The organism is Nocardia albiluteola, assembly GCF_018860155.1.
GTDB classification, from domain to species: domain Bacteria; phylum Actinomycetota; class Actinomycetes; order Mycobacteriales; family Mycobacteriaceae; genus Nocardia; species Nocardia albiluteola.
Map to the genome: position 1 here is coordinate 504,285 of NZ_JAHKNI010000006.1, position 24,369 is coordinate 528,653.

A 24,369-nucleotide genomic window follows, 5' to 3' on the forward strand; every position below is an offset into this window, starting at 1 on the left:
CAGCATGGCAGGATTCGGCGACCGCGGCATTACCCCGCCCGCCCTCCGCCTGATCCCGCACCCGTCCGTCACCCTGATCCTGGTACTCGGCGGCGCGGTCGCCGCGCAGGACGCCGCCGGGCGGCAACACCGGGGCAGCTTCGTCACCGGCCTCGGATTCGGCGGACCGCTGCAGGCCCTGCGGGTCGAGACCTACGAATGCCTGCAGGTGCGGCTGTCGCCGATGGTCGCCCGCGCGGTGCTGGGCGGGACCGTGGCCGACCTGGACGACGCCGTGGTGACCCTCGACGAGCTCCTGGGCCCGCAGGCGTCCCGCCTCGCCGAACGGCTTCACGAACTCCCCTGCTGGGAGGACCGTTTCGCGCTGACGAACGGCTGGCTGGCGCGCCGCTACGCCGAGGCGGCGCAGCCGGCTCCGGAGGTGGCGTGGGCGTGGCGCGGCATAGTCGCCGACCACGGCCGGGTACGTATCGAACACCTTGCGGCCGAACTGGGTTGGAGCCGCAAGCGGCTGTGGACCCGATTCCGATCCCAGCTCGGCCTCCCGCCCAAGAGCGCCGCGAAACTGGTCCGCTTCGACCACGCCGTCCACGCCCTGGTTGCGGGCCGCGACCCGGCCACGGTCGCCGCCGACCTCGGCTACGCCGACCAATCCCACCTGCACCGGGATGTGGTGGCATACACCGGAGTGACCCCGGCGGCGGTGGTAGCCGAGCCGTTTCTCGCCGTGGACGACGTGGCGTGGGGTTGGCCTACGAGACCATGTCGGCCTACTCACACGCCACCCGATAGTCCACCGGCATTAGACTCGGCAGCGGATCCCGAGCAGATACGAAAGTAGGCAGCTGAACGTGACCAGTGGCATCGCATTGGGGATGCCCGCCGCACCCGCGGCGGTCCTAGCACCGCGACGTAAGACTCGTCAGCTCATGGTCGGCACCGTGGGGGTGGGGAGCGATCACCCCATCTCTGTGCAGTCCATGACCACCACCAAAACCCACGACATCAACGCGACCCTGCAGCAGATCGCGCAGCTCACGGCCTCGGGCTGCGATATCGTCCGCGTGGCCTGCCCCCGCCAGGAGGATGCCGACGCGCTCGCGACGATCGCCAAGAAGTCGCAGATCCCGGTCATCGCCGATATTCACTTCCAGCCGCGCTACATCTTCGCCGCCATCGACGCGGGGTGTGCGGCCGTGCGGGTGAATCCGGGCAACATCAAGGAATTCGACGGCCGCGTCAAGGAGGTCGCCAAGGCCGCCTCGGCCGCGGGCATCCCGATCCGCATCGGCGTCAACGCCGGATCGCTGGACAAGCGGATGATGCAGAAGTACGGCAAGGCCACCCCGGAGGCGCTGGTCGAATCGGCGCTGTGGGAGGCGGGCCTGTTCGAGGAGCACGGCTTCGGCGACATCAAGATCTCGGTCAAGCACAACGACCCGGTCGTCATGGTCGAGGCGTACCGCCAGCTCGCCGCGCAGTCCGACTACCCGCTGCACCTGGGTGTCACCGAGGCCGGGCCCGCGTTCCAGGGCACCATCAAGTCGGCGGTGGCGTTCGGTGCGCTGCTGAGCGAGGGCATCGGCGACACCATCCGGGTGTCGCTGTCCGCGCCGCCGGCCGAGGAGGTCAAGGTCGGCGACCAGATCCTGCAGTCGATGAACCTGCGCCCGCGCAAGCTGGAGATCGTCTCGTGCCCGTCGTGCGGGCGCGCGCAGGTCGACGTCTACACCCTCGCCAACGAGGTGAGCGCCGGGCTCGAGGGCATGGAGGTGCCGCTGCGCGTGGCCGTCATGGGCTGCGTGGTGAACGGTCCCGGCGAGGCCCGCGAGGCCGATCTGGGCGTGGCCTCGGGCAACGGCAAGGGCCAGATCTTCGTCAAGGGCGAGGTCATCAAGACCGTGCCCGAGCACCAGATCGTGGAGACCCTCATCGAGGAGGCGATGCGCATCGCCGAGGAGATGGGTGAGGGCGCCGACGCGGGCGGGCCGGTTGTCACCGTCCGGTAGCGGCGCGGGGAAAGACCCGCACGACATGGCGGTTCATGGCAGGCTGTGATCGTGCGGAGTGTGCTCGAACCGACTCGACGGGGCCGGCTGTCCGGCGCCCGCCAGCTCGCGAATCGCGATCTGGCACTCGCGCTGCAGATTCTGGACACCGATCCGGTGGCCGCGTGCATGGTTGCCGCGCGGCTGCAGGAGCACGGCATCGAGACCCGCAACGGCGGCCTCGGCGAGTTGTGGAGCCGCGGTGGGCCCGGAGAGTCGCTGTGCTTCTCGGGCGCCAATCTCATCCCGCTGCGCGGTAGCCCCGACGACCTGCGGGCCTTCGCCGAGCGTGCGACGCGCTCGGCGCGGGTGTGCTCCTCGGTGGTCGGCCGGCAGGAGCTGACGCTGCCGCTGTGGGAGCTGCTGACGCAGCGCTGGGGCGCGCCCCGCGAGTTGCGGCCCGAGCAGCCGCTGCTGGCCCTGGACGGGCCCGCGCTGGTGCCCGCGGATCCGCGGGTGCGCCGGGTGCGTGCCGACGAACTCGACCGCTACCTGGTGGCCGCGGTGGCTATGTTCACCGAGGAGATCGGCGTCGACCCCCGCGCGGGCGATGGCGGGCGCGGTTACCGCCGCCGGGTGGCGAGCCTGATCCAGTCCGGCCGCGCCTGGGCGCGCTTCGAGGATGGCCGCGTGGTCTACAAGGCCGAGGTGGGCGCCGTGTCCCGGCGCACCGGCCAGATCCAGGGCGTCTGGGTCCACCCCGAGCGTCGCGGTGTGGGCCTGGGCACCTCGGGCACCGCCGCGGTCGCCAATGCCGTCGTCGCCTCCGGTCGCACCGCGAGCCTGTACGTGAACTGCTACAACGAGGTCGCGCGGCGCGCGTACGCGAAGATCGGTTTCCGTCAGGTGGCCACCTTCGCCACGGTGCTCGTCGACTGAGCGCACTGCGCCCCGATCAGCGGTGCCGGTTGCGGCCTATCGGTGAATAGGGCGACGGATCGATATCGGGGCCGCGTTCGTCGACGAGGTCGGCGAGTATGCGCGCCGATCCGCAGGCCATCGTCCATCCGACGTGGCCGTGGCCGGTGTTGTAGTAGAGGTTGTCGTGCCTGCCGAGCCCGATCAGCGGCGGTCCGTCGGGTGTCATCGGTCGCAGCCCCGTCCGGTAGCGCGCGGTGTCCCAGTCGATTGCGCCGGGGAACAGCTCGTTTCCGGCGGCGACGATCCCGGCATAGTCCGCGGGGGCGCTGCCGCGGTCGTAACCGACGAACTCCGCGGTGGCCGACATTCGGATGTCGCCGCCGAACCGGGACCACGCGACGAGCGTCCGTTCGTCGATGCCACCGGTCGCAGGCGCGCGATCGGGGTCCTTGACGGTGGCGGTGACGCTGTAGCCCTTGGCCGGGTACACCGGAATCCGGTGGCCTATCGTGCGGGTGAGCAAGGGGCTGGCGGGTCCGGCGGCGAGCACGAACGCGTCGGCGTGGATCGGGCCGTCCGTACCGATGATCCGGCTGATCGACGAGCCGTCGGTCTCCAGTCCGGTGATCGAGACGCCGAGGTGAAAGCTCACGCCGAGCGTCCTGCAGGCCTCGGCGAGCCCGACCGCGAATCGGTGTGGATCGCCCGTCCCGTCCGAGGTGTCGTGGATGGCGCCCGCGAATCGGAACCGGCTGTGCCCCAGGGCGGGTTCGAGTGCGACGACCTCTTGCGGGTCCAGGACCCGCTGATCCCGGCCGTGTTCCCGCAGCAGGCGTGAATTGCGTTCGGCGGCCCGCAGATCGCCGGCGTCCCGGTAGAGGTACAGCACGCCGGTGTGAGTCTGCCAGTACCGCAGGCCTATCCGGGCGGTGAGCTCGTCCATGAGGTGCTGGCTGTACTGGGCCAGCCGGAGTTTCGCCAGCGTGTTGGTCCGCGACCGCGAGGGTGTGCACTCGCGCAGGAATCGCAGGCCCCACCGGATCAGGTCGGCATCCGCGCGCGGCCGAACCCGGATCGAGGTCGATTCGCCGAGCAGGGATTTCACCAGCATCGCCGGTGCGCTCGGCGAGGCCCATGCGTAGGAATGACCCGGTGCGATCAAACCGGCCGTGCTGGCGCTCGTGTCGATGGCGACCTCGGTGCGACGGTCGTAGACGTGCACGTTGTGGCCTCGTTCGGCAAGGGCGTGGGCGGTCGCGACGCCGACCACGCCCGCCCCGATGACGGCGATCCTCATAGCGCCGCCCCCAATTGGTTGCCGTCCGCGACCGCCGGTTTCGCGGTTCGCGCGCCGGATCCCGGTGTGACAGCGCTGGATTCGGTCAGTGCTTTGCCCGCGGTCTCCGGGGCCATGAGCAGGGTGAACAGCCATCCCAGACCGGCGACGCCGGCGCCGACCAGCATCGCGAGCTGCAGCGAATAGCCGAGCAGGTGGGGTGCGCCGTAGACGCCGATCGCCGCGCCGATTCTGCTTGCGCCGGTGGCGAATCCGTTGGCGGTGGCGCGCACGCCGGTTGGGAAGAGCTCGGAGGGATAGATCGCCTCGAGGCACTGCCCGGAGTACATCGCGATGCCGAAGACGCCGAACAGGACGAGCACGAGCCAGATCGGCGGATGCGCCCACAGCGCGAGACCCAGCAGCGGCAGCGCCGAGATCGCGAAGCTGTACAGCAGGAGCTTGCGCCGGCCGCGGTTGATGAACAGCGCGCCGGACAGCGATCCGGCGACATAGAAGATTTGGATCAGCACCGCACCGAGGTAGGCGGTACTGCCCTTGGCCATGCCGAACGATTCGAGAATGGTGGGTTCGTACGTTGCGATCGCATAGATGGGCAGTAGCTGGCACGCCCAGAACAGGGCGATGAACAGGGTGCGGCGGCGGTATTCGCCGCGGAAGATGGTCAGATAGCCACGCGGGGAGTCCTCGGGCTCGGCGATGTCGGCGATGGTCGCGTCCGGGCCGAGCATCTGTCGCAGCACCGACTCGGCCTCGGCTGTCCGGCCCCTGTTGAGCAGCCAGCGCGGCGACTCGGGCGTGCCGAAGCGCATGGCGAGGATGACCAGGGCGGGTACCGCACTGCTGGCGAGCATCCAGCGCCACGCGTCGGGCCCGAGGTGCAGCATTGCCCAGCCCACCGCGTAGGCCACCGCGGCGCCGACGGAGAACATCGTGACCAGGACGACGAGCAACGGTCCGCGCGACTTCTGCGGCGCGAATTCCGAGGCGATCGTCCCCGCGATCGCGAGATCCGCGCCTATCGCCACACCCATCAGACTGCGCAGGACGATGAGCTGCCACGGTTCCGTGGCGAAGAACTGCAGCGCCGACAGGACGATGAACAACGCCAGATCGGCGAGATAGACCTTCTGCCGCCCGAACCGGTCCGTCACCGCGCCGAAAATCGTTCCGCCGAAGAACATTCCGATCAGCGATGCCGCGCCGAGCAGTCCCGCGTCGGCGGAGGTCAGGGAGAACGAGGTGGTCAGCAGCGGTAGCGCAACGCCGATGATGCTCAGGATGTAACCGTCGCAGAATTCGCCGCCGCCCGCGTAGAGAGTGATCAACCACTGGGTTCGCGACGCGGGAGCGTGCTCCAGGGAGGTGGGTATTGCTGTCATGCGCCACAACGATAATTTCGAGTATGACGTAGGTCACTGTCTTCTATGCTGTATTCGCACAGGCTATTCCAGCAAGAATTTGTACGGTTCGTCCAGAGCGGTCAGGTATGGCTTCATCCGTTCTCACCACAGATCTCGCCCGCGAAATCGCGGCGGAGACCACGCGGATCCTCGGCCGCAATGTCCTGATCACCGATGATGATGCGATGGTGATCGGCAGCGGCGACCCCGGTCGCCTCGGGTCGGTCCACGAGGCGTCGGTCGGGGTTCTTGCGACCGGGACGGCCGCGAGCCACGACAGCGCGCAGGCCAGTGCGCTGATCGGGGTGCTTCCGGGCATTACGATGCCGATCGTGCTCGACGGGGCCGTGGTCGGAACGGTCGGGATCACCGGGCCGCCGGGGCAGGTCACCCAGCTCGGGCAGCTGGTTCAGCGTCAGACCGAGATTCTGCTCCGGGAATCGCTGTACCAGCGCACGCGCCTGCTGCGCGAGAATCGGCTCGCCCAGCTCGTGCGCGACATCGCCCTGTTCGACCCGCGCGTGGTCGACGAGCAGATCGTGCTGGCGGGGGCGGCCGAACTCGGCTACGACCTCGCGCACGAGCGGGTGTCCCTCGTCTTCGAGGTGCAGCCGGGCGCGGCGCGTCAGCCGTCGGCGTCCCGGACGATCGCCGAAATCTTCGATGCCCGTGCGGATATCGTCGCCGAAATGGCCGTCGGGCGGTACGCCGTACTGCACCGTCCGCGAAAGGGTGGGACGGACTCCCCGGCCGGGCGCGGGCGGCGCGCCGCCGAACTGCTCCGGCGGCGATACGAGATCGTCGTGCACGTCGGTATCGGGGGGACCGGTTCGGGTGTTGTCGGCATCGCGGATTCGCTGGCGGACGCGTCCGCCGCGCTCCGGCTGGGTTCGCCGAGATCCGGCGCCGACATCGCGATAGCCGACATCGCGGATCTTCGCGTCCTGCAGTTGCTGGACGCCGCGGGTCACGGCGCGCGCGCCCGTTTCACCGACGCGCAGCTCGCGCGTCTGGTGATCGAGCCCGACTATGCGGCCCTGCGGGATTCGCTGATTGCCTGGTGTGAAAGCGGATTCAATCTCGTCGGGACGGCCGCGCGCCTGTCGATCCACCGCAATACCGTCGTCTACCGGCTCGACAAGATCGCCGCATTGACCGGCCGCAATCCCCGCGACCCCAAGATCGCGGTCGCGATGTACCTGGCCTGCCTGGTGTGAGGTGACGGCGAGCGCGTTCTCCCGTGTGTCGACCGGTTAGCGGGCACATTGCCTGGATACCATTCGATGCGATGGCGACGCTGCGAAATCCCGGCTGGTACCGCACGAATGGGCGAGTGCGGCACCGGATGCTGATCGTGCTGGCCGCCGCCGTGGTCGGGGCGGCGACCGGTGCGTGCGGTGGCGGGCCGCAGGGGCCGGTCGTGGCCGCCGACGATTTCGTCACCGCATTCGCCCGCCACGACGTGGGGTCCGCGGCAGGTATGACCAATCAGCCCGACAGGGCACGGGCCGCGCTCGCGGCGGCCTGGGACAACCTGGGTGCACAGCAGATGTCGGCGCACACCGGCTCGGCCCACATCAGCGGTGATACCGCCACGGTGGACTACACCTACGAATGGCATCTGGCCCGGGGACGCGTCTGGACCTACTCCGGGGAACTGCCGATGGGCCGCACCGACGGTCGCTGGCAGGTGCGCTGGATGGCCTCGGACATTCATCCCCGACTCGGGGACACCCAGACGATGGCGCTGCGCGAGACCCCCGCTCCGCGCGCCAGGGTCAACGAGCGCTCGGGCACCGATGTGTTGATACCCGGTGTGGTGCACCGGATCACGCTCACCCTGGCCGATGCCATCGATCAGCAATACACCGTGAACACGCTGAGCTCGGCGCTGACGCGGTTCGACGACACCCTCACCCCGGCCGCCATCCTGGCTGCCGCCCGCCAGGCCGGTGGCACGGATACCGTTGCGCAGCTGACCGATTGGGAGTTCGACCAGATCGGCGACGCGCTGCTCGGACTGCCCGGGGTCACCATGGCCAAGGAGTGGGATATGGTGCCCACGGACCGGAACTTCGCGCCGGACCTGATCACCCAGGTGCGCAAGACCGTCATCGACGAGGTCGATGGCAAATCCGGCTGGGACGTCGTCACCGTCAATGCCAACGGCGTGGACACCGACATCCTGAAAGAGGTTGCGCCGCAACCGGCCCCGTCCTTCGCGCTGAGCCTGGACCGCGACGTGCAGAACGCGGCGCAGCGCGCGGTGGACGGCCGCACCGAGAAGGCGATGATGGTGGTTGTCCAGCCCTCGACCGGCGCGGTGCTGGCCGTGGCGCAGAACAAACAGGCCGACAGCGACGGCCTGGTGGCGACCTCGGGCCTGTATCCGCCGGGTTCGACCTTCAAGACCGTGACCGCGGCCGCGGCGATGTCGGCGGGTATCGCCGAGCCCGACAGCACGGTGCCGTGCCCGAGCCGGATCGTGATCGGACAGCGCACGATCCCCAACTACGACGAATTCAGCCTCGGCGACACCTCGATGGCGGTGGCCTACGCCCGGTCCTGCAACACCGCCTTCGCCGAGATCGCCAGTCGGCTGCCGGGGGATGCGCTGACCACCGCGGCCGCGAAATTCGGTGTGGGCCCGGACTATACGATCGCCGGGCTGCCGACCGCCTCGGGGTCGGTCCCGCCGACCGGCGATCAGACCCTGCGCACCGAGAACGGGATCGGGCAGGGCCGGGTGCTGGCGAGCCCGTTCGCGATGGCGCTGGTCGCGGCCACCGTGGCGCACGGCTCCACGCCGGTGCCCTACCTGCTGTCGGGGCACCCGACGACGGTGTCCGGTGCCGGATCCGCACCCGCGCCGAAGATCATCGTCGGGCTGCGGCAGATGATGCGCAAGGTGGTGCTCGACGGGACTGCCGGCCGGATCGCCGATCAGGGCGAGGTCTACGGCAAGACCGGTGAGGCGGAGGTGGAGGGCGGATCGCACTCGTGGTTCATCGGATACCGCGGCGATATGGCGTGGGCGACCTTGCTGGTCGAGGGCGGTAGCTCCGACAATGCGGTGGCGGTGACCCGCGATATGCTGCTCGCGGTGCCGTCGGGAGCGTGAGAATTTTTGCGGCAGTGGGGTTTTGCTTCAGTTCAGCGTTCGTGCAGAGGTTTCAGGTCGCCGTGGGCGGCGGCGGGGGCATTCGTGTGCGCCGGCGTGTTGCCGCCGTCCGAATTGTCGCCGAGTATCTCCACGGCACCGGCGCCGGCCAGGATCATTCCCGCGGTGAAAACTACTAGAGCCGACCGCTTCATAGTCTTCCCCCTATGGGTGGGCGTTCTCCCGTGTGGGTGAGCGAAAGGCGAAGGATTCAAACCATGGTCGCCAGGTGTTAGCTGACCCAAAAACGGTAAGGCGGCACGCCATGCAGGGACAACCCCCATCCGCGGCTGGATACCGGCAAAACCGCACAATCGTGCAGGTCAGCGGATGGGTCACAATGTTGTCTCGGTTGGGTTACTACTCCGCGCGTCGCAGGGTGGCGGCGAGGTGGTGCTGCTCGAGCTGCCCCACCGCGGCCATCCGCAGCGAGTAGTCGATCGTGTCGCCGACCAGCCGGAAGCTGCGGCCCAGCGCGGTGACCAGCTTCGCAGTGCTGCTGCGGCCGATGTGGGTGGAGCCCATCTCCAGGCGCAGCCCGTCCTCGGCCAGCTCGATGGTGCCCTCGCAGATCTCGGTGATGCCGGTCGGGTGCGCGAGGATCAGCTCGATCCGGTCCGGGCCGGCGCAGCGCAGGTAGCCGGTCTCGGCGTGCAGCGAGCGGCCGTCGCCGGCGTGGCGGGTGCGCTGCCGGTAGGTCAGGAACGGGCGGCCGACATGACCGAAGTGAATCTCCTCGTCGTAGTCGAAGGATTCGATGGTCGGATACTCGCCGTGGCCGGAGCCGCGCCAGGTGCCCAGCAGCGGGGCCAGATGGGCGATGTCGGGGTGGGGCGTGACGGGAGATTGCGGTTCGAGCACGGCGGTCAGCATAGTGCGCCCGAGAGTGCCGGGTGCCTAGTCGATGCGCCGATTTGCGACAAGATGCGGAGGGGGCCTTGACAACGGCGGATCGTCCCGGGCTCACCGGCGGCTGGCCCGGCGGTAGCCGAAGGCCGCCGGGACCGCGAAGACCAGGATCAGGCCCAGCGACCACGCAACGGTGAGAGCGAGCGGGCGGGCGAGGGGACCGCCCAGCGACAACGCCTTCATCGTGTCCACCGCCACGGACAGCGGCTGCTCGCGCACCACCGGCTGAATCCACCGCGGATAGGCGGCCAGGGGGACGAATCCGGTGGAGAAGAACATCAGCAGCGAGCTCAGCACCGCGATGCCCTCCACCAGGGTCGCCTTGGCGGTGAACACGGCCACCGCGGTCACCATCGTGGCCACCGCCAGCCCGAGCAGCACCGGGATCAGGACGAAGGCGGCCGCGGCGGCCGGACCCTGCTGGAACCGGAATCCGAGCAGCAGGCCGACCACCACGACCACCGCGGTTCCGGCCAGGATGCGGCACCCCTCGGCGAGCACCCGGGCGGCCAGGCCCGAGGCCCGATGCACCGGCAGCACCCAGAGGCGGGCCAGCAGGCCGGATTCGCGCTCGCGGCCCAGGATCACCCCGCTCGCCGCCGCCCCGGACAGGGCGCCGATGATCGCGACCATAGGCACCGACCCGTACAGGGCGCTGGTGCCGGAGAAGCGCTCGATCTGGCTGCCGACCACGATGTCGAGCATGACCAGCAGCAGCACCGGGAAGACCAGCGTCTCCACCAGCGTGACCGGGCTGCGGGACCAGCGCAGCAGCAGCCGCTGGGTCTGAACGACGGTGTGCCGCAGCAGCGCGGCGGCCGAGCCCTCGGGGTACCGGATCATCCCGGCTGTCTCCATCGGTGGCACGCTCATGTCTCACGCCCTCCGACTATTCAGCCGCACAGCGAAATACGCGCCCAACGCCAGACCGGCCACCAGCCATCCGAGGGTGGGGGCCAGCAGTGACCAGCTGATCGTGCCCGCATTGCCGCCGGTGTCCCCGGCGAGGGCGCGCAGCGCGACGGCGAACTGCGAGACCGGTTGATTCTGCACGAAGGGCCGAATCCAGTGCGGGAACTGGTATGCCGGGGCCAGCCCCGTGGAGAGCATGCCGAAGATCAACGGCGGCAGCACTAGGGCCTGGGTGGTCGCCTCCGGACTGCGGGCGGCGGTGCCGATCGCGTCCGCGCCCAGGGTCAGCATGGTCCCGAGTGCCAGTGACAGCAGCAGGAATCCGACGGTGTGGGCGGCGTCGAGGCGAAAGCGGAATCCGATGAGGTAACCGCAGGCGACCGCCGCGGCCTCGGCGATGAGCAGCCGGACGATGTTGCCGGACATGCGCGATCCGAGCGGGACCAGCGGCGCGATCGGCATCGCCCCGAAGCGCCGGTCCAGGCCGGACACCGCGTCGGTGGCCGAGCGGAAGGCCGCGGAGATCGCGGTGAACTGCGCGCCCTGCAGGATCACCAGCGGCATGACGAATTGCGCGTAGCTGCTGAATCCCGTACCGGCGAAGGACATCACGCGGTTGAGCGGCACGTAGAACCCGGCGGTGAACGCGGCGGGCGCGAACACCGAACCCAAGACCTCGCCCGACCACAGGGCGGGCACGACCAGGCGCGCGGTGAGCACCCACCATTGCCGCAGCGTCGTCGCGGTCGTATGCCTGGGCGTGGTCCGGTCGGCGGTCCTCCGGTGGTCGAGAACCGTTGTGGCGGTGGTCATGCGGGCACCTCGGCGGCGTCGCGGACCGAGGCCGGCCGGGTGTCCGCGGTGGCCGCGGTGAGGCGCAGGAAGACCTCGTCGAGCGAGGGGCGGCGCAGCGCGATGTCCAGCAGCTCGATCTCGGAGCCTGCGAGCCGGTGCAGTACCCGGGTCAGCGTCCGGGCGCCGTCGGGCGCGGGTATCGAGATGCGACCCGCGGTGGGCAGCAGCGCACAGTGATTCGGGATCAGGTCGCCCAGGAGCCGGGCCATCGCCGGCAGGTCCTGCGCGTTCAGCGGCACCACCTCGCAGTAGCTGCCGCCCGTCCGGGATTTCAGCTCGTCGGGGGTGCCCTCGGCGATGACCCTGCCGTGGTCGACGACGATGATCCGATCACACAGCGCGTCGGCCTCCTCGAGATATTGCGTGGTGAGCAGCGTGGTGATGTGGTGCGCGCGGAATTCCGAGACCAGTTCCCACACCCCCTGCCGGCTGCGGGGATCCAGGCCCGTGGTGGGCTCGTCCAGGAAGACCACCCGGGGTCGCACCACCAGGCCGCAGGCTATGTCGATGCGGCGGCGCATCCCGCCCGAATACGTGCCGACCCGGCGGCGGGCCGCGGCCTCCAGCCCGAATTCGGCGATCAGCTCGTCGGCGCGGGCGCGGGCCTCGCGCTTGCGCAGACCCATCAGGCGGCCGAACAGCACGAGATTCTCCAGGCCGGTGAGCATCTCGTCGAGCGCGGCGAATTGGCCCGTCAGCATGATGCACCGGCGCACGGCGGCCGGGTCGGCGACGACATCGTGCCCGGCCACCGTCGCCCGGCCGCGGTCGGGCGCGATCAGGGTGGACAGGATGTTCACGATGGTCGTCTTGCCCGCGCCGTTGGGACCGAGGATGCCCAGCACCTCGCCCGGCGCGGCCCGGAAGTCGATGCCGCGCAGCGCGTTCACCGCGCCGAAGGACTTCGCCACTCCCTCTACAACCACTCCGTCAACGGAATTCACTACGGTGCCTCCAGATACTCGTCCACTACTCGGGCAATTCGGGGTAATACGTGTGGCGCGGTCATCGCGTCATGGGCGGCGTCGATGTCGTGGGCGGCGATGGCGCCGCGCACGTAGGGGCGCCAGCCCTCGGGGCCGGTCAGGTCCGATCGACCCACGGTCGCGGTGAAATACAGCAGGTCACCGCCGAATACCGGGCGGCGATAGCCGCGGCGCATGCGAGCCGATGCGTTGTAGGAGGCGGTGATTCGCTCCAGCGTCAGTGCATCGAGCACCGCGGTGCCGAACCGCTCGGCCAGCAGCCGCGCCACCTCCTCGGCGCTCGCCTCCGGCGGCATCGCGGGCAGGCCGAACGGCGCGCCGAAGGTGTTCACGAGCGCGCCGACGCCGAACTGCTCGACCGCCTCGTCCCCGAGGTCCGCGGTATCGGAGTCGAGCAGGGCCACCAGACCCACTGCGGCGCCCTCGCTTTCCAATCGGGCCGCGAGGGCGTGGGCGATGACGCCGCCCAGTGACCAGCCCAGCAGGTGGTACGGCCCCTCGGGCTGGATCCGCCGGATCTCGCGCAGATAGCGGTCGGCGAGCTCGTCCACGCTCGCCGGGGCCGCCTGCCCGCTCAGCTCGGGCGCCTGCAGGCCGTAGACGGGCCGTCCAGGGCGCAGCAGTTCCGCGAGACCCAGGTAGGGCCAGGCGATTCCGGAGGCGGGATGGATGCAGAACAACGCCGGGCGTTCGCCGGTCGTGCGAATCGGCAGCACCACCTCCAGCCCCAGGGCGGCGGGCGTGAGATCCGGTGCGGCCGTGGCGCCGGGCGAATCCGCGGCGGCGGCCAGCGCGGCGACCGTGCGGTGCTCGAAGACCTGCAGCGGGGTCAGGGCCAGGCCCCGCTCCCGTGCCCGGGACACCAGATGGACCGCGGCAATGCTGTCACCACCCAGCGCGAAGAACGAATCCCGGACCCCGACCCTGTCGCGGCCGAGCAGGTCGGCCGCGATCTCGCAGAGCAGGTGCTCGGTGGGGGTCGCCGGGGCCTGGTATTCGGTTGCCGCATCCGCGAATTCCGGTTCCGGCAGGGCCGCGCGGTCGAGCTTGCCGACCGCGTTCACCGGCAGTCGATCCAGGATGACGAATGCGGAGGGGACCGCCGAGGCGGGCAGGACGCTCTCGGCATGCGTGCGCAGCGCATCCGCGTCCAGCGTGGAGATGGCGTGTTCCGTACTGTCGGCGCCGCGACCGGGTGTCACGTACGCCGCGAGGGCGGTCGTTCCACCGGGTGCGCGGATGCCGATGGTGACGGCCTGGCCGACGCCCGGAAAACGCGACAGGGCCGCGTCGACCTCGCCCAGTTCGATGCGCTGGCCGCGCACCTTCACCTGGAAATCGGTGCGTCCCAGGTATTCCAGCCGGGGTGCATCCGGACTTCCGGTCCACCGCACCAGGTCTCCGGTGCGGTACAGGCGATCGCCGGGCGCCCCGTACGGATCGGGCACGAAGCGGGCCGCGGTCAGGTCCGGGCGGCGGTGGTATCCCCGGGCCAGGCCGGATCCGCCGAGATAGAGCTCACCCGCGACGCCCGGGGGGACCGGGCGCAGGCGTGCATCCAGGACCAGCGTCGCGGTGCCGTCGCGGGGACCGCCGATGGTGATCGGCTCGCCCGGGACCAACGGCGAACTCGTTGCCCAGGTGGTGAATTCGGTCGGGCCGTAGACATTGGTCATCGTGCGCCCGGGAGCCCAGGCTCGCACGAGTTCGACCCCGGGGGCCTCGCCGCCGGTGCCGAGCCTGCGCAGACTCGGCACGGCCGCGGGGTCCATCGTGCCCAGGACCGAGGGCGTCAGGGCGGCATGGGTGACGCGCTCGGAGGTCATAAGATCGGTCAGGGGGGACCCGCCGTAGACCTCCGGCGGCGCGACCACGGCGACCGCGCCGGCCGCGAACGCCATCAGCGCCTCGAACACCGAGGCGTCGAAGCTGGGCGAGGCGGCGAGCAGCACCCGTGAGGTGCGGTCCAGGCTCAGCCGATCAGACAGTGCCGCAACGAGATCGCCGATGCCACGATGGGTGACGACGACGCCCTTGGGACGTCCGGTCGAGCCCGAGGTGTAAATGACCCATGCCGGATTGTCCAGGTGGACGGAGGTGGCGTCGGTGACCACCTCGGTTCCGGGCGCTGCGGATTCGTTCGGGACCATCCAGGATGTGGTGTCCGGCAGCCGGTTTCGAAGAGTGTGGGTCGTGACTCCGAGCGCTGCCCCCGAGTCGGTCAGCATCTGGTCGATGCGCTCGCGCGGATAGTTCGGGTCGACCGGCACGAAGGCGGCTCCGGACCTGGCGGCCGCCCAGACGGCGGTCAGCAGTTCGATGCCGCGCGGGAGTGCCAGGGCGATGATGGTTTCCGGTCCCGCACCGGCCCGGACGAATTCCCGGGCCAGGTTCGCGGAGCTGCGGTCCAGCTCCCGGTAGGTGAGGGTGCGGTCGCCGGAGACGATCGCCGGGCGGTCGGGATGGGACGCCGCGGTCGCCTCGAACAGTTCGGCGAGCGTGATCTCGCGGCGTGCCGGGGCAGTGGTCGGCATGCCGCGCACGGGAACCAGTGCCGCCCACTCGGATTCCGCGAGCACATCGAGCTCGGCGACGGGCCGGTCGGGGGTGGCCAGTGCCGCATCGAGCAGGCGCCGCAGGCGGGTCGCGAGGTCGGCCGCGGAATCCGGGTCGAAGAGATCGGTGGCGTAGGTCAGCGTGGCGTGAATGCCCGCGGGTGTTGTGCCCGAGAGGCGTTCGCGCAGATCGAAACTCAGGTCGAACTGCGCGGCCGCGCGCTCGAACGGCTCCGGCTCGACCCGCAGCCCCGGCAGCTCCAGCGCCGGTTCGGTGAAGTTCTGCAGCGACAGCATGACCTGGAACACCGGATGGTGTGCGGCCGACCGCGGTGGGTCCAGCACCTGCACCAGGCGTTCGAACGGCACGTCCGCGTGGGCGAAGGCATCCAGGTCGCCCTCGCGGACCTCGGAAACCAGCTGCGCGAAACCAGAATTCGGATCGATGGTGGTGCGCAGTGCGAGGGTGTTGACGAACATGCCGACCAGGCCGTCGAGCGCCGGGTCGCCGCGCCCCGCGACGACGGTGCCGATGACCACATCATCCGTGCCCGAGAGACGGGCCAGGAGCGTGGCCAGTGCGGCGTGCAGCACCATGAACAGGCTCGCGCCCGTCGCGGCAGCGAGGTCGAGGAGCCCGGTGTGCAGCTCGGGATCGATGAGGAATTCCAGTTCCGCGCTGCGAAAGGACTGCCGTGCGGGGCGGGGCCGGTCCATCGGCAGGTCGAGCACGGCGGGAGCCGCGCTCAGTCGCTCGTGCCAGAAGCGAATCTGCCTGGCCACCAGGGATTCCGGATCGGATTCCGCGCCGAGTGCATCGCGATGCCACAGCGCGTAGTCGGCATACTGCACCGGAAGCGCGGGAAGGGCCGTCTCGGTCGTGCCGCCGTGTGCGCGTGCGGCGTAGGCGGTCACCAGGTCGGCGGCCAGCGGCGCCATCGACGTTCCGTCGGCGGCGATGTGATGCACGACCAGGACCACCATGTGGACGCCGGACGCCAGCCGGAACAGCGCGATCCGCAGCGGTATCTCGGTGGTCAGATCGAATCCGCCGGACGCTGTCTCCGAGATCAGATCCCGCAGCGCCGCCCCCGTTTCGGCGGGTGTGATCCGGACGGGCGGCGTCGATCCCTCGGCATCCAGCACCACCTGACGCGGCCCCTGCTCGTCGTCCGGGTACATCGTGCGCAGGATCTCGTGCCGCGCAACCACATCGCCGACGGCCGCTCGCAGCGCGGCGACGTCGAGGTCGCCGGTGATCCGCAGCGCGGCAACAATGTTGTAGGCGTCCGAGGCGGTATCGAGCCGATTGAGCACCCACATGCGCTGCTGCGCCGGTGCGAGCGGAATACGATCCGGGCGCGGGCGCGGGGTCAGGGCGATGGCCCGCGTCGATGTCGGTTCGAGCCGCGCCGCCAGCAGCGCCACGGTCGGCGCCTCGAACAGATCACGCAGTGTGATCGCCGTGCCCAGGGTCGAATTCGCCCGGGCGACCACCCTGGTGGCGCTGAGCGAGTCCCCGCCGAGTTCGAAGAACGAGCGGTCGATGCCGATCCGGTCGAGCTCGAGCACCGCGGCGAACACCTCGGCGAGGGTGCGCTCGGCCTCGGTCCGAGGCGCCAGGTACGGGCGTTCCGAGTCCGTGAAATCCGGTGCGGGCAGGGCATTGCGGTCGAGCTTGCCGACCGGGGTGAGCGGCACCTCGTCCAGCGCCACGACCGCGGCGGGCACCATGTGGCCCGGCAACGCCGCCGCGGCCCGGGCACGCAGCCCCTCGACGTCGATCCGATGTCCCAGGGCGGCAACGACATACGACACCAGCACCGTCGCGCCGGCCGGGCCGGGCGCACCGATGGTGGCCGCGTAGCCGACCTCCGGCTCGCGCATCAGCACCGCGTCGATCTCGCCCAACTCGATGCGCAGGCCGCGGATCTTCACCTGGAAGTCGCTGCGCCCCAGGTATTCCAGCGTGAGACCCGTCCCGTGTGGCCGCCGGTCCTCGACCCAGTGCACCAGGTCTCCGGTGCGGTACATGCGGGCGCCGGGTTCGCCGAACGGATCGGCGACGAAACGTTCCGCGGTGAGCGCGAACCGGTGGAAGTAACCGCGCGCCAACGCCGGTCCCGCCAGGTACAGCTCCCCGGCGACGCCGGGCGGGACGGGTCGCAGCCAGGTGTCCAGCACCACGGCCCGCGCACCCCGGATCGGTGTGCCGATCGTGATCGGGCTCCCGGGCGTGAGCCGCGCGGGGCCCGTGGCCCAGATGCTGAATTCGGTGGGGCCGTACAGGTTCAACATCCGTCGTCCCGGCGCCCAGGCGGCGACGACCTCGGGGCCGACCGGTTCACCCGCGACGGCCAGCACGTCCAGCTCGCCCAGGTCGTGCGGATCCATGGTCGCGAGCACGGACGGCGTGATCACCGCATGGGTCACCCGCTCGGCGCGCAGCAGGTCCTCGAGCTCGCCGCCCCCGTACACCTGCGCGGGGGACAGCACCAGGCACGCGCCCGCCGCGTGCGCGGCGAGCAGCTCGAAGACCGAGGCGTCGAAACTCGGCGAAGCGACCTGCAGGACCCGTGCTCCGGGCCCGACGCCCATCGAATCGCGCTGGGCAACCACGAGATTCGCCAGGCCGCGATGGGTTACCTGCACCGCCTTGGGCTTGCCGGTGGAGCCGGAGGTGTAGATCAGGTAGGCGGTCTGGTCCATGGCGACCGGTATGCCGCGTTCGGCATCGGTGATCGGCTCCTGTGACACGGTCAGTGCGTGGCGCAGCGTGTTGAGGTCGTCCAGGAGCAGCCAGTCGATGCTGCCGGGCAGCGTTTCGCCCACCGCACACACCGTCAGGCCGATCGGGGCGCGGGAATCGGTGAGAATGTGCTCGATGCGCTCGACCGGATAGCTGGGATCCAGCGGCAGGAACGCCGCGCCGGTCTTCGCCAGCGCCCACACCGCGACCACCGATTCCACCGATCGCGTGAGCGCGACGACGACGAAGACCTCCGGCCCCACGCCGCGGCCCAGCAGTACCCGGGCGAAACGGTTGGACCACGCGTCGAGCTCGCGGTACGTCATGGAGCGGCCGTCGGCGGCGACCGCGATCGCGTCCGGGGCGATGGCCGCGCCGGCCGCGAGAATGTCCGGCAGCGACTGCGGCACAGCGGAATCTGGAATTGCTGCCACGGGGGCCGGGCGCCGGGCGCCGTTGGCGGAGGGCGAGGCACCGCGAACCGGCAGCAGGGTGGCGCGTTCGGACTCGGTGCAGTGCTGCAGCGCCGCAACCCGGCGGTGCGGGTCCGCGGCGATCTGCCCCAGCAGCGAGACGAAGCGTTCCAGCAGCGACCGGGCCGTCGTGGTATCCAGGTGGCCCGACAGGTATTTCACGCAGATCCGGAGCCGATCGCCGTCATCGTCGCGCAGCGGGAGCACCATGAGATTCAGTGGGTACGGTGTCGCGTCGGTGCCGGACACGTCCATGATGCGCAACCCCGCCAGGTCGAACGCCTGTGAGAGGGCCGCACGATCGAGCGGATACGACTCGAAAACGACCAGGGTGTCGAATAATTCGGGCATCCCGACCGTGCGGTGGATCGCGGACAGGCCGATGTGCTGATGGTCCAGCAGCCGCGCCTGTTCGGCGTGCATGCGGGTGAGCAGCGCACCGACCCGTTCGCCGGGGTCGAGGCGCACGCGCACGGGCACCGTGTTGATGAACAACCCCACCATGTCCTGAACGCCGGGCAGCTGCGGCGGCCGCCCGGACACGGTGCCGCCGAAGACCACATCGGTGCGGCCGGTGACCATGGCCAGCACCAGCGCCCAGGCCGCCTGGATCGCCGTGTTGACGGTCGACTCGGCGCTGCGCACGGCGTCCCCGAGCGCGGCGACCGCGGTGGCGGGCAGATCCACCGACACCGTTTCCGCGGCGCCGGGCGCGCGCCCGGCGGTGGCGGGCAGCGCCCGGGTCGGTGCGTCGATGCCCGCGAGCGAATCGCTCCACGCGGCAAGCGATCCGGCTTCGTCCCGCTCGGCCAGCCAGGACAGGTAGCCGCGATAGGATGCGGCGGGTGGCAGCGCGGCGCCCACGTAACCGGCGAGCAGTTCGCGCACCAGCACCGGGGTCGACCAGCCGTCGAGCACCAGGTGATGGTTTGTCATCAGCACTGTGACCGTGTCGTGGGCGGTGCGCAGGAGGGTGAAGCGCAGCAGCGGCGCGCGGGTCGTGTCGAAGGCGGTCGCCGCATCGCGGGCCACCACCCGGTCGAGTGATTCCGCGCCGGGCTCGGTGAGATCCAATTCCCGCCAGGGGAGTTCGGCGGTCGCGACGACCAGCTGGCGCGGGCCGTCCACGCCGTCGGCGAAGGCGGATCTGAGGATGTCGTGGCGGTCGACGAGCGCCTGCGCTGCCGCCCGCAGCCGGGCCGAATCGATGCCGCCGCCGAGGTCGAGGCGGGTCTGCACGACGTAGTCGTCGGCCGCCGATTCCGAGGCGGCGTCGTAGCGGGCATGGAAGAGCATGCCCTGCTGCAGCGGTGAGAGTGGGCGGACGTCGACGAGATCGGGATATTCCCGGGCCCACCGGTCCAGTTCGGGCCGGGTGAGCCGGACCAGATCGAAATCCGACGGGGTGTGCGCCCCGGCGCCGTCGCTGAGCGCGTGTGCGGCAAGGGAATCCAGGGCGTCCGCCCACAGCTTCGCGAAGGCGAGGACCTCGTGTTCACACAGGATCTGCGAGGCGTAGGCCCATGTCACCTCGAGGCCGGAGTCGCCCATGAGCGCGTTCCCGTCGAGGGCGGCGGCCAGCGGTGCACGGTCGTCCTGGGTGGCCTCGAAACGGCGTGGCAACCAGGGCATGTCGCCGGTTGCGGCGCGGCCGAGATAGTTGAAGCTCAGCAGCGGATCGGGACGACTCGCGAGCTCCGGGGCGGTGTCCGGGTTCAGTTGGCGCAGCAGCCCGAATCCGATGCCCTTGTCCGGCACGGCGCGCAGCTGTTCCTTGACCGCTTCGATCGCGGCCCCGGCGGCCGGGCCACCCGCGTAGGCGTCGTCGAGATCGATGCCGGTCACGTCCAGCGCCACCGGATGGACACTGGTGAACCACCCGACGGTGCGGGCGATGTCGGCGCCGGGCAGCAGCGACTCCTCGCGGCCGTGCCCCTCGAGCGTGAGCAACGTGGTGGTGGTCTCGCGCCAGCGCGCCACCGCGAGAGCCAGAGCGGTGAGCAATGCGACCTCGGGGCCGCAGTGGAACCGGTCCGGAATCACCTCCAATGCCGTGGCGGCGACGTCGGGCGCGATGGTCGTCCGTACTCGCCGCATCGTGGCGGCAACGTCCAGCGCCGGGTCCAGCGTGCCGGGCAGCGGATCGGCCGTTGCGAGAACCCCACGCCAGTAGGGCATTTCGCTGACTCGGGCCCGCGCCTCGGCGCGCTGGCCGTGCGCCCACCGGCGGAAGGAGGTGCCGACCGGCCGCAGTTCCGCACCGGCGGCCGCCGTGGCGAGATCGGGCAGCAGGATGCGCCAAGAGACGCCGTCGACCACCAGGTGGTGCAGCACCAGCCACAACTGCGGCGCTGTCTCGGACTTCGCGTCTGTGGACCCGGCGATCAGCACGAAGCGCGCGACGACACCGATGGTCGGATCCAGGCCGTCGGCGGCGCGATGGAGCGCGGTCTCGACGTTGTCGGGGTCTGTTCCGGATACGACCTCGAGCAGATTTGCCGAATTGATCGAACCGCATTCGCCGACAACCCATTCCCAGCCTTTGCCGTCGTTGCGCAACGTGCTCCGCAGGATGTCGTGGTGGTCCACGAGCTTCTGCAGGGCGGCGACCACCTCGACGGGATCGAGATCGTGTGGCAGCCCGATCAGCGCGGCCTGAGCAAAACGTCGCCAGCTGAAGCCGGATTCGGCCGAGTCGATGCCGGAACCGGACGGGGTGGAACCGGGTTCGACGGGGCTGACGGCGGAATGACCACGGGCCGAGCCGGATTCCAGCATGGCCTGCACGATCGGAGTGATCTCGATCGGACCCAGCCCGCCGCCGGGCAGTTCCGGCACCGCCGGCGTCTCGGTATCGGTGGCGATCGCGGCGAGGGCCGCGACCGTCTTGTACTCGAACACCTCTCGCGCGCCGAATCCGAGTCCGGCCGCCCGCGCTCGGGAGACCAGCTGCAGGGCAATGATGCTGTCGCCGCCCAGGGCGAAGAAGTTGTCGTCGACGCCGAGCGACTCCAGGCCCAGCACCTCGGCGAACAGCTCGGACAGCAGCCGCTCCCGGTCCGTGGTCGGCGGCCGCCCGGCACCGGTCGCGGCGCCGAAATCGGGGTCGGGTAGCGCGCGTCGGTCGAGCTTGCCCGCGGGCGTGAGCGGTAGCCGAGCGAGCGGCACGATGCGGGCGGGGACCATGTGCGCGGGCAGCGTCCGAATCAGCGCGGCGGTCAAGGCGTGCGAATCACTGTGCGGCGCGACGACATAGGCGACGAGCGCGGTAGCGCCCGAAGGGGTCCGGGCGCCGACGGTGACCGCCGCCTCGGCCCCCGCGGCCCGCAGGGCCGCGTCGATCTCGCCGAGCTCGACCCGGAATCCACGGATCTTCACCTGAATGTCGCTGCGGCCCACATAGTCCAGCTCCGTCCGGTCGCCGCGCGGCATCCACCGGACGAGATCCCCGGTGCGGTAGAGGCGTCGGCCGGGCGTGTACGGATCGGCGACGAACCGCTCCGAGGTCAGCGCGGCGCGGCGGTGATAGCCGCGGGCCAGGCCGGTGCCCCCGAGGTAGAGCTCGCCGGTCACCCCGGGCGGCACCGGGCGCAGCCACGGGTCGAGGACGACGGCGCTCGCGGCGCGCACGGGCGTCCCGATCGTCACCGGTTCGCCCGGTGTCAGCGGACCGGACCACGTCGCGGTGACGGTTGTTTCGGTGGGGCCGTAACCGTTCCGGATCGTGCGCCCCCGCCAGGCCGCGACCAGCTCCGGCGGCACGGCCTCGCCGCCGACGCCCAGCGTACCCAGGTCCGGCAGCCCGGCCGGATCCAGCGAGCCCGCGACCACCGGGGTGACGTTGAGATGCGTGACCCGGGTGCTGCGCAGGACGTCGGCCAGTTCGGCTCCCGCATACGCCCGCGGCGGGACGACCGCGACGCACCCGCCCGAGGCGAGGGGCACCAGCAGTTCCTCCACCGAGATGTCGAAGCTCGGCGAGACCGCGTGCGCCACCACCGAATCCGCCGCAATGCCCAGCGCCGCACCGGTGCTGGCGACGAGATCGGCAAGCCCGCGGTGAGATACGGTGACGCCCTTGGGCAGGCCGGTCGAGCCCGAGGTGTAAATGATGTAGGCCGCGTGGTCCGGATGTATGGGCCTTTGGCGATCGGCGTCGGACACGGGACCGGGATCCTGCTCGGCCAGCTGATCGCGCAGGGCGGGATCGTCGAGCACCAGCCAGGTCACGGTGTCCGGCAGCGTATTTCGCACGCCGGAGACGGTGATGCCCAGCCGGGCACCGCTGTCGGAGATCATGTGCTCGATGCGATCGGCGGGATAGCCCGGGTCGATCGGCACGAAGGCCGCGCCCGACAGGGCGGTGGCGTACCAGGCCAGGACGGATTCCGCCGACCGCGGGATGGCCAGGGCCACCATGCGCTCGGGTCCCGCACCGGCGGAAATCAGCAGCCGGGCCAGGCGCTGGGCGGAATCGGTCAGCTCGCGATAGGTCAGCTCGGTGTCGTCACAGCGCAGCGCGGGTGCGTCCGGATCGACGGCTCCCGCCGCGAGCAGCTCCGGAAGGGTCCGTGCCGCAACACCTTCGCGCCCGCGGACGGGGGCGAGCGCGGCACGCTCGTCCGGTTCGGTCACCGGCAGGGCCGACAGCGCGGTGTCGGCGCTCGCGCCCGCGAACCGGGACAGGTACGACAGGAAACGCCGATGCTGGCCGGCCAATTCGGTCTCGTCGTACAGGTTCGGATTGGCCTGGAAGTCGATGTGGGTGGCCTGCCCTCCCACGCCCGGATAGACGTTGACGAAGAGGTCGTCGATCAGCCCGGAGGTCAGCACGTGCAGCCGCCCGGTCACCTCGCCCAGGGTGATCGCGGTGTCGGCCAGGATCAGGTTCACCGTCGGGCCGAAGGAGGTGATGTCGTCCGCGGCCCAGCCCAGGTCGCGAATGATGTCCTCCTGGCGGTAGCGCTGGCGGCGCAGCGCCCCGGTGAGTTCGGCCTGGGTCGCCCCGATGAGCTCGCCGACGGTCAGGTCCGGTCGCAGCCCCAGGCGCAGCGGCACCACATTGGCGACCATGCCGCCCGACCGCCGCAGCGTCGCGGTGGTGCGGCCCGAAATGGGCAGTCCGAGGGTGATTTCCGCGGATCCGGTCATCGCCCCGAGGTAGGCGCCGAAGGCAGCCACCACGATCGGGGCGGTGCTGGACGCGCGCTCGGCGGCGATGTCGTCGATCAGTCGCGCGGTCCCGGCCGGCAATTCGGCGCTGACCACACTCGGCTGCGCGTCCACCTCTGCGGTCCGGCCCGCGAGTGTCACCGGCGCGGCCAGTCCCCGCAGATGATCGCGCCAGTAGTCGCGATCGGTGCTCAGACGCGGCGAATTGCGGTATGCCACATCATCTTCGACGACCCGGCGCAGTTCGTCGGCCCGGCCGGGCGGGACCGGCGCGCCGGCGATCTCGGCGTCGTAGATCTCGGTGGTGCGCCGCACCAGCGCCAGCAGGCCCATGCCGTCGAGCACGATGTGGTGCAGCCGCGCGTACCAGAACCAGCGCTCGTCGGCCAGCCGCAGCATCGCGACCTCGACCAGCCGGTCGGCCAGCAAATCCAGCGGCGCGGCATACTCCGCGCGCATCCAGGCGTGCGCCGCCGCCTCCGGATCGGCCTCCCCGCGCAGGTCGATGGTCCGGATCGTATCGTCGAGGCCGGGGTCGATGATTTGCGCGGGCAGCCCGCCGACGTCGATCAGCCGCAGATATCCGGTGCCGAATTCCCGCCCGGCCCGGCGCTGGGCGCGCGAAAGCGCCTCGATGTCAACCGGTCCCGCGATATCGACGTATTGCGCGATGGAGATCGGTGTTTCGCCCCCGAGCTGCTGGGCGAACCAGATTCCGCGCTGCGCCGCCGAAAGCGGGAACGCACCCGGGGGTAAGGGAGCGGCATCGAGTGGCAGGCGAGTGTTGGGGACTGCGGTGCCGCAGGACGGGGCGCCGGTGTCGCCGGCTGAGCCGGACGTGTCGCAGGCGTGGGTCCGCAGGGCGGTGGCATGCGGCAGCGCGCCGTTCACCGGGCGCGGCGAGGTGTGGGTGGCGTGCGGCTGAGCCGGGGCTGCCGGGGACTGTTCGAGGCGGGGATCGGAAGCGGTGAGCTGCTGGGTCATCTATT

At 70.5% G+C, this 24,369-nt stretch carries 13 protein-coding genes; 5 read left to right on the forward strand and 8 right to left on the reverse strand.

Features of this window, described 5'->3' with window-relative positions; genetic code table 11:
* Positions 1-4: 4 nt before the first annotated feature.
* From KO481_RS20700 to KO481_RS20710, 3 genes are read left to right on the forward strand one after another with little or no spacing between them, the layout of a single operon-like run.
* Positions 5-841, forward strand: a complete 837-nt coding sequence (locus tag KO481_RS20700; protein WP_245401187.1) for an AraC family transcriptional regulator — start codon at positions 5-7, stop codon at positions 839-841.
* A gap of 10 nt (positions 842-851) precedes the next feature.
* A complete protein-coding gene (ispG, locus tag KO481_RS20705) occupies positions 852-2,009 on the forward strand; it encodes a flavodoxin-dependent (E)-4-hydroxy-3-methylbut-2-enyl-diphosphate synthase (protein WP_215918831.1) in 1,158 nt (385 codons plus the stop codon).
* 51 nt (positions 2,010-2,060) lie between these two features.
* The gene (locus KO481_RS20710) at positions 2,061-2,927 is read left to right on the forward strand and encodes a GNAT family N-acetyltransferase (protein ID WP_215918832.1); all 867 of its coding nucleotides are present in this window, start codon (positions 2,061-2,063) and stop codon (positions 2,925-2,927) included.
* 16 nt (positions 2,928-2,943) lie between these two features.
* Here the strand turns inward: KO481_RS20710 and KO481_RS20715 are convergent, their stop codons facing one another.
* Positions 2,944-4,206 carry a D-amino acid dehydrogenase gene (locus KO481_RS20715; RefSeq protein ID WP_215918833.1) on the reverse strand — a complete coding sequence of 421 codons (1,263 nt, stop codon included), beginning with the start codon at positions 4,204-4,206 and terminating at the stop codon, positions 2,944-2,946.
* Positions 4,203-5,588 carry an MFS transporter gene (locus tag KO481_RS20720; RefSeq protein ID WP_215918834.1) on the reverse strand — a complete coding sequence of 462 codons (1,386 nt, stop codon included), beginning with the start codon at positions 5,586-5,588 and terminating at the stop codon, positions 4,203-4,205. The genes KO481_RS20715 and KO481_RS20720 overlap by 4 nt, the downstream gene beginning before the upstream one ends.
* Before the next feature lie 107 nt (positions 5,589-5,695).
* On the opposite strand from KO481_RS20720, the gene KO481_RS20725 reads away from it, so the two are divergent.
* Together KO481_RS20725 and KO481_RS20730 are read left to right on the forward strand one after the other, a co-directional pair.
* Positions 5,696-6,826, forward strand: coding sequence for a CdaR family transcriptional regulator (locus KO481_RS20725; protein ID WP_215918835.1), 1,131 nt, complete (start codon positions 5,696-5,698; stop codon positions 6,824-6,826).
* Between the two features lie 71 nt (positions 6,827-6,897).
* Entirely contained in the window at positions 6,898-8,730 is a 1,833-nt protein-coding gene (locus KO481_RS20730; RefSeq protein WP_372452087.1) for a penicillin-binding transpeptidase domain-containing protein, read from the forward strand.
* A 32-nt stretch (positions 8,731-8,762) separates the two neighbouring features.
* On the opposite strand, the gene KO481_RS20735 is transcribed toward KO481_RS20730, so the two are convergent.
* From KO481_RS20735 to KO481_RS20760, 6 genes are all read right to left on the reverse strand, one after another.
* Positions 8,763-8,924, reverse strand: coding sequence for a hypothetical protein (locus tag KO481_RS20735; protein ID WP_215918836.1), 162 nt, complete (start codon positions 8,922-8,924; stop codon positions 8,763-8,765).
* Between the two features lie 205 nt (positions 8,925-9,129).
* Complete coding sequence (locus KO481_RS20740) at positions 9,130-9,642, reverse strand: peroxynitrite isomerase (protein WP_215918837.1); 513 nt, start codon at positions 9,640-9,642, stop codon at positions 9,130-9,132.
* Between the two features lie 90 nt (positions 9,643-9,732).
* Complete coding sequence (locus tag KO481_RS20745) at positions 9,733-10,551, reverse strand: ABC transporter permease (RefSeq protein WP_245401188.1); 819 nt, start codon at positions 10,549-10,551, stop codon at positions 9,733-9,735.
* Between the two features lie 3 nt (positions 10,552-10,554).
* A complete protein-coding gene (locus KO481_RS20750; protein ID WP_245401189.1) occupies positions 10,555-11,403 on the reverse strand; it encodes an ABC-2 transporter permease in 849 nt (282 codons plus the stop codon).
* Positions 11,400-12,389, reverse strand: coding sequence for an ATP-binding cassette domain-containing protein (locus KO481_RS20755; protein WP_215918838.1), 990 nt, complete (start codon positions 12,387-12,389; stop codon positions 11,400-11,402). The genes KO481_RS20750 and KO481_RS20755 overlap by 4 nt, the downstream gene beginning before the upstream one ends.
* Positions 12,389-24,364, reverse strand: a complete 11,976-nt coding sequence (locus KO481_RS20760) for a non-ribosomal peptide synthetase (protein WP_215918839.1) — start codon at positions 24,362-24,364, stop codon at positions 12,389-12,391. Before KO481_RS20760 ends, KO481_RS20755 begins: the two co-directional genes overlap by 1 nt.
* Positions 24,365-24,369 lie beyond the last annotated feature (5 nt).

Coding starts and splice junctions, on each gene's coding strand:
- KO481_RS20760 (WP_215918839.1), bottom strand. CDS start 24,364: ATGACCCAGCAGCTCACCGCTTCCGATCCCCGCCTCGAACAGTCCCCG.
- KO481_RS20725 (WP_215918835.1), top strand. CDS start 5,696: ATGGCTTCATCCGTTCTCACCACAGATCTCGCCCGCGAAATCGCGGCG.
- KO481_RS20745 (WP_245401188.1), bottom strand. CDS start 10,551: ATGAGCGTGCCACCGATGGAGACAGCCGGGATGATCCGGTACCCCGAG.
- KO481_RS20730 (WP_372452087.1), top strand. CDS start 6,898: ATGGCGACGCTGCGAAATCCCGGCTGGTACCGCACGAATGGGCGAGTG.
- KO481_RS20740 (WP_215918837.1), bottom strand. CDS start 9,642: ATGCTGACCGCCGTGCTCGAACCGCAATCTCCCGTCACGCCCCACCCC.
- KO481_RS20735 (WP_215918836.1), bottom strand. CDS start 8,924: ATGAAGCGGTCGGCTCTAGTAGTTTTCACCGCGGGAATGATCCTGGCC.
- KO481_RS20750 (WP_245401189.1), bottom strand. CDS start 11,403: ATGACCACCGCCACAACGGTTCTCGACCACCGGAGGACCGCCGACCGG.
- KO481_RS20700 (WP_245401187.1), top strand. CDS start 5: ATGGCAGGATTCGGCGACCGCGGCATTACCCCGCCCGCCCTCCGCCTG.
- KO481_RS20715 (WP_215918833.1), bottom strand. CDS start 4,206: ATGAGGATCGCCGTCATCGGGGCGGGCGTGGTCGGCGTCGCGACCGCC.
- KO481_RS20720 (WP_215918834.1), bottom strand. CDS start 5,588: ATGACAGCAATACCCACCTCCCTGGAGCACGCTCCCGCGTCGCGAACC.